The sequence below is a fragment of the Enterobacter cloacae complex sp. ECL352 genome, from assembly GCF_020149545.1.
Taxonomy (GTDB): Bacteria; Pseudomonadota; Gammaproteobacteria; order Enterobacterales; family Enterobacteriaceae; genus Enterobacter; species Enterobacter asburiae_B.
Genome location: NZ_CP083709.1, coordinates 3,342,716 through 3,355,994 on the forward strand (window position 1 = coordinate 3,342,716; position 13,279 = coordinate 3,355,994).

At 52.3% G+C, this 13,279-nt stretch carries 10 protein-coding genes; 7 read left to right on the forward strand and 3 right to left on the reverse strand.

What is annotated here, in order from left to right; genetic code table 11:
* Positions 1–10 precede the first annotated feature (10 nt).
* The 3 genes from cyoA to LBF07_RS16245 all read right to left on the reverse strand — a co-directional run bounded on the left by cyoA (position 11) and on the right by LBF07_RS16245 (position 3,536).
* The gene (gene cyoA, locus LBF07_RS16235; RefSeq protein WP_014882770.1) at positions 11–958 is read right to left on the reverse strand and encodes a cytochrome o ubiquinol oxidase subunit II; all 948 of its coding nucleotides are present in this window, start codon (positions 956–958) and stop codon (positions 11–13) included.
* Positions 959–1,435: 477 nt separating this feature from the next.
* The gene (gene ampG / locus LBF07_RS16240) at positions 1,436–2,911 is read right to left on the reverse strand and encodes a muropeptide MFS transporter AmpG (RefSeq protein ID WP_023310567.1); all 1,476 of its coding nucleotides are present in this window, start codon (positions 2,909–2,911) and stop codon (positions 1,436–1,438) included.
* Between the two features lie 46 nt (positions 2,912–2,957).
* Positions 2,958–3,536, reverse strand: coding sequence for a lipoprotein (locus LBF07_RS16245; RefSeq protein ID WP_023310568.1), 579 nt, complete (start codon positions 3,534–3,536; stop codon positions 2,958–2,960).
* A gap of 305 nt (positions 3,537–3,841) precedes the next feature.
* Here LBF07_RS16245 and bolA point away from each other — a divergent pair, with 305 nt between their 5' ends.
* The 7 genes from bolA (at position 3,842) to ppiD (ending at position 13,177) form a co-directional block, all read left to right on the forward strand.
* A complete protein-coding gene (gene bolA, locus LBF07_RS16250; RefSeq protein WP_021241655.1) occupies positions 3,842–4,159 on the forward strand; it encodes a transcriptional regulator BolA in 318 nt (105 codons plus the stop codon).
* 330 nt (positions 4,160–4,489) lie between these two features.
* Complete coding sequence (tig, locus tag LBF07_RS16255; protein WP_023310569.1) at positions 4,490–5,788, forward strand: trigger factor; 1,299 nt, start codon at positions 4,490–4,492, stop codon at positions 5,786–5,788.
* Between the two features lie 260 nt (positions 5,789–6,048).
* Positions 6,049–6,672 carry an ATP-dependent Clp endopeptidase proteolytic subunit ClpP gene (clpP, locus tag LBF07_RS16260; protein ID WP_010428105.1) on the forward strand — a complete coding sequence of 208 codons (624 nt, stop codon included), beginning with the start codon at positions 6,049–6,051 and terminating at the stop codon, positions 6,670–6,672.
* A 126-nt stretch (positions 6,673–6,798) separates the two neighbouring features.
* Positions 6,799–8,073, forward strand: coding sequence for an ATP-dependent protease ATP-binding subunit ClpX (gene clpX, locus LBF07_RS16265; protein ID WP_023310570.1), 1,275 nt, complete (start codon positions 6,799–6,801; stop codon positions 8,071–8,073).
* Positions 8,074–8,255: 182 nt separating this feature from the next.
* Entirely contained in the window at positions 8,256–10,610 is a 2,355-nt protein-coding gene (lon, locus tag LBF07_RS16270; RefSeq protein WP_023334706.1) for an endopeptidase La, read from the forward strand.
* 210 nt (positions 10,611–10,820) lie between these two features.
* The gene (hupB, locus tag LBF07_RS16275) at positions 10,821–11,093 is read left to right on the forward strand and encodes a nucleoid-associated protein HU-beta (protein WP_002444653.1); all 273 of its coding nucleotides are present in this window, start codon (positions 10,821–10,823) and stop codon (positions 11,091–11,093) included.
* 212 nt (positions 11,094–11,305) lie between these two features.
* Entirely contained in the window at positions 11,306–13,177 is a 1,872-nt protein-coding gene (ppiD, locus tag LBF07_RS16280) for a peptidylprolyl isomerase (RefSeq protein ID WP_094934757.1), read from the forward strand.
* Positions 13,178–13,279: the final 102 nt, after the last annotated feature.

The following is a 13,279-nucleotide window of genomic DNA, read 5'->3' on the forward strand; positions in this document are numbered from 1 at the left end:
CCTCGGCCCCTTAGTGAGCGGTTTCCGCGTGGCTCATGTCCATGCCTTCCATACCTTCGTGCGCGCTGTGCTCGCCTTCAGGCTGGGTCATGTCCATGCTCTTGCCGTGATCCATAAATTTGCCAATAACGTCTTTGAACAAATCTGGTTTCACATTAGAGAAGTACTCCACCTTGTTGTATTCGCTTGGTGCAGCCACTTTTTCGAACGCCGCCATGTCAGACATGGTGTTTGGAGACTGCTTCGCTTTTTCAACCCACTGGTCGAAAGCGGCACGGTCTGGCGTCGCAATAGCTTTGAACTTCATACCTGAGAAGCCCGGGCCGCTATAGCTGGCGGAGATACCATCATAGGTGCCTGCTTCATTCGCGATCAGATGCAGGTTGGTCTGCATACCGGCCATCGCGTAAATCTGGCTACCCAGACGTGGGATGAAGAAGGAGTTCATTACGGAGTTGGAGGTCACTTTGAACTGAACCGGAGTGTTCGCCGGGAAGGCGATTTCATTCACGGTAGCAATACCCTGCTCTGGATAGATGAAGAACCATTTCCAGTCCATGGAGACCACTTCAATGGTAATAGGTTTCTCATCGTGAACCAGCGGTTTGCTTGGCTCAAGTGCGTGAGTGGTTTTCCAGGTCAGTACGGCAAGGAACAGGATGATCAGAATAGGTACCGTCCAGACCACAGCTTCCACTTTATTGGAGTGTGACCAGTTAGGGCTATACTTCGCATCTTTATTGCTCGCACGATACTTCCAGGCGAAACCAACAGCCATCAAAATGGCAGGAATAACCACAATCAACATCAGGCCAAAAGCCGTCAATATCAGTGAACGTTGTTCCAGTCCAATCTGTCCTTTGGGGTCAAGTAGTGCAGAATCGCAGCCACTGAGTAATACAGTGCCCGCGAATAATGACAACCATCCCAAACTTTTATTGTATTTCCCGAGTCTCATTTAACGACCTCAATTCCACGGAGTCTGGTGGCGTTTAAAGTGTGCGGGCATTTTACGGGAAGGTTACATTACTGTAAACATCATTAGGCCTGTGTCAGGAAGGTGTTACCGGGTTCTGCCGCACGTGTCACAAGTGTTGCAAATTATGTCGGTTTTTATGACCGAAGCCGCATGGCATGGGCTTTATAACGAAAGGACCCCCAAGCATACCCTAAAAGGGGCAATTGGTATAACCATTGTTGAAAATAAACAAAAAATTAACAATTAATTATCAATAAAAAGACATCTGAAAAACGAAAAATCAAACTCTCGTATGCTGAATCGTTTAATGAAAAATAGCGTTTTGGAATGGGAGCCAATAATTTCCAAATCTTATCCCGCACAAAACAACAAATATTTTTTTTGCGCCTGGCGGCTATTTCGCCGTTATAATTTCAGTTAGTGATTACAACGGGAAATAACCTTTCGCATTTTTCTTCAGGTCATCTGCGTTTTACGCAACGCCATGAAATCAAGCAGACCTCCGATCAGGATCCCGGCGATAGCCAGCAGGGCGCCTGCGTCCAGCAGAAGGGCTTCGAAAGGGAGTACCAGAGAGGTGCTGGCATTGATAATAAGCACCACAAGCCAGAGCGCCAGAGCAATGCAGCCCGCCATTAACAGACGTAGCGCAAAACGGTAGGCGCGGCGATATTCGGTGCGCGGCATAAAATGTTCTGTCCGCTGGGTATATTCCAGCGTCTGACGGCAGACCAGCAGCAATAAAATCCCCGGCACGGCAGCCACGACCGAGAAGAGATAAAATGTTGGCCAGCCGTGGGCTTCCACGAACCAGCCGGCAATCGGGCCAACGTACACGCGGCCAACTGCGGAAAGCGCCGAGAGCAGAGCGAACTGGGTAGCGGAAAACGACTTATTGCACAGGGTCATCAGCAGGGCGACAAACGCCGCTGTTCCCATGCCGCCGCAGAGGTTTTCGAAGAACACCGCCGCGGCCATGCTGATCGTATGTTTGTCGGTAATCGACAGCAGCCAGTAGCCTGCGTTAGAGGCGCCCTGAAGGATGCCGAAAATCAGCAGCGCGCGAAACAGCGTCAGGCGTTGCATCAGCACGCCGCCATAAAGCGCACCGACGATGGTCGCAAACAGCCCCAGCGTTTTATTCACCACACCCACTTCACCGGCGTCAAAACCGACGCCCCGGATCAGGAAGGTGGTGGTGAGGCTCATGGCAAAGGCATCACCCAGCTTATAAAGGACGATGAGCAGCAGGATCAGCCAGGCGTTGTTGCGGCCAAAGAAGTCACGAAGAGGTTCGGCGACGGCCTGCTCCAGCGAGCGGGGAACCGGAATAACGTCACTCGGTTCGGGCGCGAACAGCGTCGCGATGATGCAGGGGATCAGCAGGGCGGCCATCAGCCAGTACATGCCCTGCCAGCCGAGGTAACGGTCGGCCAGCCACAGCGCCAGCCCGCCTGAGACCAGCATCCCGAGGCGATAGCCCAGCACGCTGATTGCTGCACCAGCACCGCGCTCTTCAGCAGGTAACACGTCCGTCTTCCAGGCGTCGAACACGATATCCTGAGAGGCGGAACAGAAGGCAATCACCACCGCAAGCGCTGCCATCCAGCGAAGCTGGGTGGTGGGTTCAAGAAATCCCATTGCCGCAATAGCCAGTAGCAGCAGGATCTGCGTCATCACTAGCCAGCCGCGTCGACGTCCGAGGAAAGGCGGCGTGTAGCGATCCATGACCGGAGACCACAGGAACTTAAAGACATAGGCCTGGCCGACAAGCGAGAAGAAACCAATGGTTTTAAGATCGATGTTCTCAACCGTCATCCACGCCTGAAGCGTGCCGGAAGTAAGTGCGAGGGGTAAACCCGAGGCGAAGCCGAGGATCAGCAGAATCGCTGATTTCGGTTGCTGGAAAATGCGTAAGTAATGGCTGGACATGTTCTTATAAAACTGACCCGGTGATACACCGGGTCAGCGAGCGGGATTAACGCGCGTTCTGCTTGATGAAGTCGTGAATGCTGGTGTCCTGCGCCATATCGGCGATGGTATCGGTCAGCACGCTGTTCACGGCGTTAGCAATGTTCTGGTTAGAAGCCTGGAAGGCACCTTCAACAGAGTAGCTGGCGCGGTAGTTTTTAGTCATCTTGTTGCCATTCTTCGCGGTGGCAATGATGGCGATATCCGCTTTGGTCGCAATGTTGTAGCGCACGTTGCCCTGAGACACGTCAGCGTACAGGTTATTCACGATGATCTGCAGATCAACCGCGCCGCTTGGGCCAATCATGTAGCCGCGAGCGGTCATCTGTTTCTCCAGCACTTCCTGGAGCAGGAAGCGCAGGTCGCGGGAGGCGGTGAGAGTAACCTGCTGGTTATCGCGGGTCACTTTAGCCAGCGCCTGATCCTGACGCTGATCGGCACCGTTAATGCTCACGGTGACGCCCATCAGGCTTGGGTCCTGCTGAGGCAGAGTGATTTTTGGTGAGACATCAATGGTGGTAGGCGGGGTAGCACAGCCTGCCAGCATAAAAAGGGCTACCAACGGAAAGAAGAGTTTTTTTAACATTTTCGGGTTCTCAACGAATCGTAAGCATATAAAGAGAAAAATTGCCGCCATCATAACATCGCCAACGGCGAGGGGAAGTGGTCAACGCATGTAAATTCATCGCCTTGTCCGAAAACTGACCAGATCACCCTTTTTCCCAATCCGTGTATGACAAAACGTATGAGTCTCACAGTGAACTTCATTCGTTTGAATGAGAAAATCAGACGAAAGCTAAATATTTGTTGTCAAGGTGTAATGGAAACGGTAAAAGCGGCTAACATTTAAAGGGATGGGTGACATCCTGGCGTTGTCGGAGGAGTAATTTCATGATGATACGTGAGCATATAGAAGATAAATTAAGGGCAGCGTTCAACCCTGTGTTCCTCGAAGTCGTCGACGAAAGCTATCGTCATAACGTGCCGGCAGGTTCTGAAAGCCACTTTAAAGTGGTTCTGGTTAGCGATCGCTTCACGGGAGAACGTTTCCTGAATCGACACCGCTTGATCTACAGCACCTTGACGGAAGAGCTCTCCACGACCGTGCATGCGCTGGCACTGCATACCTACACCATTAAGGAATGGGAAGGCCTGCAGGATACGGTTTTCGCATCGCCGCCCTGTCGCGGTGCAGGCACTATCGCCTGATAAATCGGATTTGCAACGGCTGGAGCTTTTCCAGTATGTTGCTTACAGATTTCCTCAAAACGGCCTCCGGGCCGTTTTGTTTTGTCTGAGTTTTGAGCGAATGGAGCGATTTTAAGACTAAAAATAGCCTTAAAGTGTGAAAAAAGCCGCAGCAACATGCCCCAACCGTTCTCGACTCACCTAAGTGATGCCGCTATAATGCCGCGTCTTATTGAATGTCTTCGGGATGATTCTGGCGACAGGGAATGTGAATCTGCACTAAGAGAGCATCCCGGTATAACAGACAGATTCAGAGTTGACCGAGCACTGTGATTTTTTTGAGGTAACAAGATGCAAGTTTCAGTTGAAACCACTCAAGGCCTTGGCCGCCGTGTAACGATTACTATCGCTGCTGACAGCATCGAAACTGCTGTGAAAAGCGAGCTGGTCAACGTAGCAAAAAAAGTACGTATTGACGGCTTCCGCAAGGGCAAAGTACCAATGAATGTTGTTGCTCAGCGTTATGGCGCTTCCGTGCGTCAGGATGTGCTGGGTGAACTGATGAGCCGTAACTTTATTGATGCGATCATCAAAGAAAAAATCAATCCGGCCGGCGCGCCTAACTACGTTCCAGGCGAATACAAACTGGGCGAAGACTTCACCTACTCCGTAGAGTTCGAAGTGTACCCGGAAGTTGAGCTGAAAGGTCTGGAATCTATCGAAGTTGAAAAACCAGTTGTTTCCGTGACTGACGAAGACGTTGACGGCATGCTGGATACCCTGCGCAAGCAGCAGGCGAACTGGAAAGAGAAAGAAGGCGCTGTTGACGCTGAAGACCGTGTCACCATCGACTTCACCGGTTCTGTAGACGGCGAAGAGTTCGAAGGCGGTAAAGCGTCTGACTTCGTACTGGCGATGGGCCAGGGTCGTATGATCCCAGGCTTCGAAGACGGTATCAAAGGCCACAAGGCTGGCGAAGAGTTCACCATCGACGTGACCTTCCCGGAAGAATACCACGCTGAAAACCTTAAAGGGAAAGCAGCGAAGTTCGCTATCAACCTGAAGAAAGTTGAAGAGCGCGAACTGCCAGAACTGACTGAAGAATTCATCAAGCGTTTCGGCGTGGAAGATGGTTCCGTAGCGGGCCTGCGTACCGAAGTGCGTAAGAACATGGAACGCGAACTGAACGGCGCGGTGCGTAACCGCGTGAAATCTCAGGCGATCGAAGGTCTGGTGAAAGCCAACGAAATCGACGTTCCAGCTGCCCTGATCGACAGCGAAATCGACGTTCTGCGTCGTCAGGCTGCACAGCGTTTCGGTGGCAACCAGCAGCAAGCGATGGAACTGCCACGCGAGCTGTTCGAAGAGCAAGCGAAACGCCGCGTTGTTGTTGGCCTGCTGCTGGGCGAAGTAATTCGTACCCACGAGCTGAAAGCTGACGAAGAGCGTGTGAAAGGCCTGATCGAAGAGATGGCTTCTGCATACGAAGATCCATCAGAAGTGATCGAGTTCTACGGTAAGAACAAAGAACTGATGGACAACATGCGCAACGTTGCCCTGGAAGAGCAGGCTGTTGAAGCGGTACTGGCGAAAGCGAAAGTGACCGAAAAAGCGACCTCTTTCAACGAACTGATGAACCAGCAGGCGTAATTTCGCCCCAACGGTTTAAAGTTTGAACAGAAAACCCGTTGCCTTGCGGCAGCGGGTTTTTTTTATCGCAGCGATAGCCCAGGAAGAGTGCTAAAACGCCCTTTCGGTGTTAGCGTAACAACAAAAGGTTGTTATGCTTGAAATAGGGCACTGTGAACCCCATAAGTACGTAATCATGATGAATGAGACTGGCTGATAATCCGTCCGTAAGGTTACAATCAGTACAGCAGGTGTTTTCAATTTTGATCCAGGAGACGGAAATGTCATACAGTGGCGAACGAGATAACTTTGCACCCCATATGGCTCTGGTGCCAATGGTTATTGAACAGACCTCACGTGGTGAGCGTTCTTTTGATATCTATTCCCGTCTGCTCAAGGAACGCGTTATCTTTCTGACCGGCCAGGTGGAAGACCACATGGCTAACCTGATCGTTGCGCAGATGCTGTTTCTGGAAGCGGAAAACCCGGAAAAAGACATTTACCTGTACATTAACTCCCCGGGTGGCGTGATTACAGCAGGAATGTCCATTTATGACACCATGCAATTCATCAAGCCTGATGTAAGCACTATCTGTATGGGTCAGGCTGCATCTATGGGCGCGTTCCTGTTAACAGCAGGGGCGAAAGGTAAGCGTTTCTGCTTGCCAAATTCCCGCGTGATGATTCACCAGCCGCTGGGCGGTTACCAGGGGCAGGCGACGGATATCGAAATCCACGCCCGCGAAATTCTGAAAGTAAAAGCGCGCATGAATGAACTTATGGCGCAGCATACGGGTCAACCACTCGAGCAGATCGAGCGCGATACCGAGCGCGATCGCTTCCTCTCTGCTCCAGAGGCAGTTGAGTACGGCTTAGTCGACTCCGTGTTGACCCATCGTAATTGATGCCCGCGACGCGAGTGTGCCGCTATACTAAGGTAGGGCGGCACGCTGCTGATTGCAGCTTGCGTCTTAGAATGGCATTTGCGTCGTCATGTGCGGCACAAAGAACTTAAAAAGAGGTTTGGACTCATGACAGATAAACGCAAAGATGGTTCGGGCAAACTGCTGTACTGCTCTTTTTGCGGCAAAAGCCAGCATGAAGTGCGTAAACTGATTGCCGGGCCGTCCGTGTATATCTGCGACGAATGTGTCGATTTATGTAACGACATCATTCGCGAAGAGATTAAAGAAGTCGCACCGCACCGTGAGCGCAGCGCGCTGCCAACGCCGCATGAAATTCGTCATCACCTTGACGACTACGTCATCGGACAGGAGCAGGCCAAGAAAGTGCTGGCGGTAGCGGTCTATAACCACTACAAACGTCTGCGTAACGGCGATACCAGCAATGGCGTAGAACTGGGTAAAAGTAACATTCTGCTGATCGGCCCAACCGGTTCCGGTAAAACGCTGCTGGCTGAAACCCTGGCGCGTCTGCTTGATGTTCCGTTTACGATGGCGGATGCCACCACCCTGACCGAGGCCGGTTATGTGGGTGAGGACGTCGAAAACATCATTCAGAAACTGCTGCAGAAATGCGATTACGACGTACAGAAAGCCCAGCGCGGGATTGTTTACATCGATGAGATCGACAAGATCTCCCGTAAATCTGACAACCCGTCCATTACCCGTGACGTATCGGGTGAAGGCGTACAGCAGGCACTGCTGAAGCTGATTGAAGGTACGGTTGCTGCCGTTCCGCCACAGGGTGGTCGTAAACATCCGCAGCAGGAGTTCCTGCAGGTTGATACCTCCAAGATCCTGTTCATCTGTGGTGGCGCGTTTGCTGGTCTGGACAAAGTCATCTCCCACCGTGTTGAAACCGGCTCCGGCATTGGTTTTGGCGCAACGGTGAAATCGACGTCCGAAAAACCAAACGAAGGCGAACTGCTGTCTCAGGTTGAACCGGAAGATCTGATCAAATTCGGTCTGATCCCTGAATTCATCGGCCGTCTGCCAGTTGTGGCAACGCTGAATGAGCTGAGCGAAGACGCGCTGATCCAGATCCTGAAAGAGCCGAAAAATGCGCTGACCAAGCAGTATCAGGCGCTGTTCAATCTGGAAGGCGTTGATCTGGAATTCCGCGACGAAGCGCTGGATGCTATTGCCAAGAAAGCGATGGTCCGTAAAACCGGTGCCCGTGGTCTGCGTTCAATTGTTGAAGCGGCACTGCTCGACACCATGTACGATCTTCCGTCGATGGAAGACGTTGAGAAAGTGGTGATTGACGAGTCCGTCATTAGCGGTCAAACCAAGCCGCTGCTGATTTACGGCAAACCGGAAGCGCAGCAGGCATCTGGCGAATAATTAACCAAATCATACAAGCAGTTAATCAAAAAGGGGGGATTTTATCTCCCCTTTACTTTTTCCGTATTCATAGCGTTGAATGTGTGGGAAACATCCCCATATACTGGATACATGTTAATGGTTATGTGAAGCACAGTGACATGACCAGCTTACCTGGCGGACACTAACTAAGAGAGAGCTCTATGAATCCTGAGCGTTCTGAACGCATTGAAATCCCCGTATTGCCGTTGCGCGATGTGGTGGTTTATCCGCACATGGTCATACCCTTATTTGTAGGGCGGGAAAAATCTATCCGTTGCCTCGAAGCCGCCATGGATCATGATAAAAAAATCATGCTGGTGGCGCAGAAAGAAGCATCAACGGATGAGCCGGGTGTAAACGATCTTTTCACCGTCGGGACCGTGGCCTCTATTTTGCAGATGCTGAAGTTGCCTGACGGCACCGTGAAGGTGCTGGTAGAAGGCCTGCAGCGTGCGCGTATTACCACTCTGTCAGACGACGGCGAGCACTTCTCTGCAAAGGCAGAGTACCTTGATTCGCCTGAGCTTGATGAGCGTGAACAGGAAGTGCTGGTTCGCACCGCGATTAGCCAGTTTGAAGGCTATATCAAGCTGAACAAGAAAATTCCACCAGAAGTGCTGACGTCGCTGAACAGCATCGACGATCCTGCGCGTCTGGCGGACACCATCGCTGCACATATGCCGCTGAAGCTGGCTGACAAGCAGTCCGTGCTGGAAATGTCCGACGTTAACGAACGTCTGGAATACCTGATGGCGATGATGGAGTCTGAAATCGATCTGCTGCAGGTTGAGAAGCGCATTCGCAACCGCGTGAAAAAGCAGATGGAGAAATCTCAGCGTGAGTACTATCTGAACGAGCAAATGAAGGCCATTCAGAAAGAACTGGGCGAGATGGACGACGCGCCGGACGAAAACGAAGCGCTGAAGCGTAAGATCGACGCGGCGAAGATGCCGAAAGAGGCGAAAGAGAAGGCTGAAGCAGAACTGCAGAAGCTGAAAATGATGTCTCCAATGTCGGCTGAAGCGACCGTTGTACGCGGCTACATTGAGTGGATGGTGCAGGTTCCGTGGAACGCCCGCAGCAAGGTCAAAAAAGACCTTCGTCAGGCGCAGGAAATCCTGGATACCGACCACTACGGTCTGGAACGCGTGAAAGACCGCATTCTTGAGTACCTCGCGGTACAAAGCCGTGTAAACAAAATTAAAGGCCCAATTCTGTGCCTGGTTGGACCGCCGGGGGTGGGTAAAACCTCTCTGGGTCAGTCCATCGCCAAAGCGACCGGACGTAAGTATATCCGTATGGCGCTGGGTGGCGTACGTGATGAAGCGGAAATCCGCGGTCACCGCCGTACCTACATCGGTTCTATGCCGGGTAAACTGATCCAGAAGATGGCGAAAGTGGGGGTTAAAAACCCGCTGTTCCTGCTCGATGAGATCGACAAGATGTCGTCGGACATGCGTGGCGACCCTGCGTCTGCACTGCTGGAAGTGCTTGATCCAGAACAGAACGTAGCGTTCAGCGATCACTACCTGGAAGTGGACTACGACCTGAGCGATGTGATGTTCGTGGCGACCTCCAACTCCATGAACATTCCGGCCCCGCTGCTGGACCGTATGGAAGTGATCCGTCTCTCCGGTTATACCGAAGATGAGAAGCTGAACATCGCTAAGCAGCACCTGCTGCCGAAACAGATTGAGCGTAACGCGCTGAAAGCCAACGAGCTGACCGTCGAGGACAGCGCGATTATCGGCATCATTCGCTACTACACCCGTGAAGCGGGCGTGCGTAGCCTTGAGCGTGAAATCTCGAAACTGTGTCGTAAAGCGGTGAAACAGCTGCTGCTGGATAAGAGCCTGAAGCACATTGTGATTAACGGCGACAATCTGCATGCCTATCTCGGCGTTCAGCGCTTCGACTACGGTCGAGCGGACAACGAAAACCGCGTTGGCCAGGTGACCGGCCTGGCATGGACGGAAGTGGGCGGCGATCTGCTGACCATCGAAACCGCCTGTGTCCCTGGCAAAGGCAAGCTGACCTACACCGGCTCTCTGGGTGAAGTGATGCAGGAATCCATCCAGGCAGCGCTGACCGTGGTGCGCGCGCGCGCGGAGAAACTGGGTATCAACCCTGATTTCTACGAAAAACGCGACATCCACGTGCACGTTCCGGAAGGGGCGACGCCGAAAGATGGCCCAAGCGCGGGTATTGCTATGTGTACCGCTCTGGTTTCCTGCCTGACAGGTAACCCGGTGCGTGCCGATGTGGCAATGACCGGTGAAATTACGCTGCGTGGTCAGGTTCTGCCGATTGGTGGTTTAAAAGAAAAACTGCTGGCGGCACACCGCGGTGGGATCAAAACCGTATTGATCCCTTACGAAAACAAACGCGATCTGGAAGAGATTCCGGACAATGTGATTGCCGACCTGCAGATCCATCCTGTGAAGCGAATTGAGGAAGTTCTCAGTCTCGCACTGCAGAATGAACCCTCCGGAATGCAGGTTGTAACAGCAAAATAGTGACCTCGCGCAAAGAGCGTCAATAAAAACAAGGCTGGTAAGTCATTTCGCACTTGCCAGCCTTTTTTTGTATAGCTAATTTAGATTGCTGATTAGGTCCGTCATCAACAACGGGTGTTGTAAGGTCATGGCAGGCCTGATATAACTGCTGCGCGGTCGCGTTGTGAAGGATTCAGGCGCGATATAAATTATAAAGAGAGGAAGAGAACAGTGAATAAATCTCAACTGATTGACAAAATTGCTGCGGGTGCTGATATTTCTAAAGCTGCAGCTGGACGTGCGTTAGATGCTTTAATTGCTTCTGTTACTGAATCTCTGCAGGCTGGGGACGACGTTGCACTGGTAGGTTTCGGTACTTTTGCTGTTAAAGAGCGTGCTGCCCGTACTGGCCGCAACCCTCAGACCGGTAAAGAGATCACCATTGCTGCTGCTAAAGTGCCGGGTTTCCGTGCAGGTAAAGCGCTGAAAGACGCAGTAAACTGATTGCTTTCCCGTTTCAGGGAAGCCGGAAAGTACAAGGGCGCATCATTTGATGTGCCTTTTTTGTTTGTCCAGACCTGATTTGTGCGAGTTTATGAGAGTTGTGGGCTGACAATCGCCCCGTTTTCTTGTCACAATACGCCTTCACGCGCGACGGGCAGGATTTTCCGTCAGCGTCAGGTAACCAGTCACCTACAGCGGAGTGTTGTTACACCATGATGGACAGCTTACGCACGGCTGCTAACAGTCTCGTGCTCAAGATTATTTTCGGTATCATTATCGTGTCGTTCATATTGACCGGCGTGAGCAGTTACCTTATTGGCGGTGGCGCAAACTATGCCGCAAAAGTGAATGGCCAGGAAATCAGCCGTGGTCAGTTCGAGAATGCTTTTGCCGGTGAACGTAACCGTATGCAGCAACAGCTGGGCGACCAATTCTCTGAACTGGCGGCGAACGAAGGGTACATGAAGACCCTGCGCCAACAGACACTGAACCGTCTTATCGACGAAGCGCTGCTTGATCAGTATGCCAAAAAACTGGGCCTTGGCATCAGCGATGAGCAGGTGAAAAAAGCCATCTTCTCCACGCAAGCCTTCCAGTCTAACGGTAAATTCGACAACGCGCGTTACAACAGCATCGTCAATCAAATGGGGATGACGGCCGACCAGTACGCTCAGGCGCTGCGTAACCAGCTGACCACCCAGCAGCTCATCAATGCCGTCGTGGGCACCGATTTCATGCTTAAAGGTGAAACGGATGAACTGGCCGCGCTGGTGGCGCAGCAGCGTGTTGTACGCGAAGCGACCATTGATGTGAACGCCCTGGCGGCGAAACAGCAGGTGAGCGACGCTGACGTCAACGCTTACTACGAGCAGAACAAGAATTCCTTTGTTTCTCCAGAGCAGTTCCGCGTGAGCTACATCAAGCTGGATGCGGCCGCGCTGCAGGAAACCGCGTCTGATGCTGAAATCCAGTCTTACTACGATCAGCATCAGGATCAGTTCACTCAGCCGCAGCGTAACCGCTACAGCGTAATTCAGACGAAAACCGAGGCTGATGCGAAAGCGGCGCTCGATGAGCTGAACAAAGGCGCTGATTTCGCGACCGTTGCGAAAGCGAAATCCACCGACATTATCTCTGCGAAAAACGGCGGCGATATGGGCTGGCTGGAAGATGCGACCACCCCTGACGAGCTGAAAAATGCCGGTCTGAAAGAGAAAGGCCAGCTTTCTGGCGTCATTAAGTCTTCCGTTGGTTTCCTGGTCGTGCGTCTGGACGACATCACCGCGGCGAAAACCAAGCCGCTGGCTGAGGTTCGTGATGATATCGCGGCGAAAGTGAAACAGGAAAAAGCGCTGGATGCCTACTACGCGCTGCAGCAGAAGGTAAGCGATGCTGCCAGCAACGACAACGAATCTCTGGCAGGTGCAGAGCAGGCGGCGGGCGTGAAGGCGGTTGAGACGGGCTGGTTTGGTCGTGACAACCTTCCAGAAGAGCTGAACTTCAAACCGGTTTCCGATGCCATCTTCAACGGTGGTCTGGTGGTTGAGAACGGCACGCCGGGCAGTAACTCTGACATCATTACCGTCGACGGCGATCGTGCGTTTGTGTTGCGCGTCAGCGAGCACAAGCCAGAAGCGGTCAAACCGCTGGCGGAAGTGAAGGATCAGGTCGTCGCTCAGGTTAAGCACAACAAAGCGGAACAGCAGGCGAAACTGGATGCTGAGAAGATTCTGTCCGATCTGAAAGCGGGTAAAGAAGACGCGCTGAAAGCGGCTGGCCTGAGCTTCGGTGAAGCGAAAACGCTGAGCCGTACCGGCCAGGACCCAATCAGCCAGGCCGCGTTTGGTCTGACTCTGCCTGCGAAGGATAAGCCAAGCTTTGGTACCACCACCGATACGCAGGGTAACGTCGTTCTGCTGGCGCTGGATGAAGTGAAAGCCGGTACCCTGCCAGAAGCGCAGAAGAAAGCTATGGTTCAGGGGATTACCCAGAACAATGCTCAGATTGCCTTCGAAGCCATGATGAGCAACCTGCGTAAAGAAGCCAAAATCAAGCTGGGTGATGTAATGACTCAGCAGCAGTAATTACGTGTCTGCTCGCAGATTTTCGTAACGCTCTGCAAAAACTCAAGGCCGCTTTCGCGGCCTTTTCCATTTCTGCAATCTGCTGTTTGTGCCGGTTTTAAC

Bases quoted from the DNA above. Each gene is read 5' to 3' on its own strand.
- LBF07_RS16245 (WP_023310568.1), bottom strand. From the start codon at position 3,536: ATGTTAAAAAAACTCTTCTTTCCGTTGGTAGCCCTTTTTATGCTGGCA.
- lon (WP_023334706.1), top strand. From the start codon at position 8,256: ATGAATCCTGAGCGTTCTGAACGCATTGAAATCCCCGTATTGCCGTTG.
- bolA (WP_021241655.1), top strand. From the start codon at position 3,842: ATGATGATACGTGAGCATATAGAAGATAAATTAAGGGCAGCGTTCAAC.
- ppiD (WP_094934757.1), top strand. From the start codon at position 11,306: ATGATGGACAGCTTACGCACGGCTGCTAACAGTCTCGTGCTCAAGATT.
- clpX (WP_023310570.1), top strand. From the start codon at position 6,799: ATGACAGATAAACGCAAAGATGGTTCGGGCAAACTGCTGTACTGCTCT.
- tig (WP_023310569.1), top strand. From the start codon at position 4,490: ATGCAAGTTTCAGTTGAAACCACTCAAGGCCTTGGCCGCCGTGTAACG.
- cyoA (WP_014882770.1), bottom strand. From the start codon at position 958: ATGAGACTCGGGAAATACAATAAAAGTTTGGGATGGTTGTCATTATTC.
- ampG (WP_023310567.1), bottom strand. From the start codon at position 2,911: ATGTCCAGCCATTACTTACGCATTTTCCAGCAACCGAAATCAGCGATT.
- clpP (WP_010428105.1), top strand. From the start codon at position 6,049: ATGTCATACAGTGGCGAACGAGATAACTTTGCACCCCATATGGCTCTG.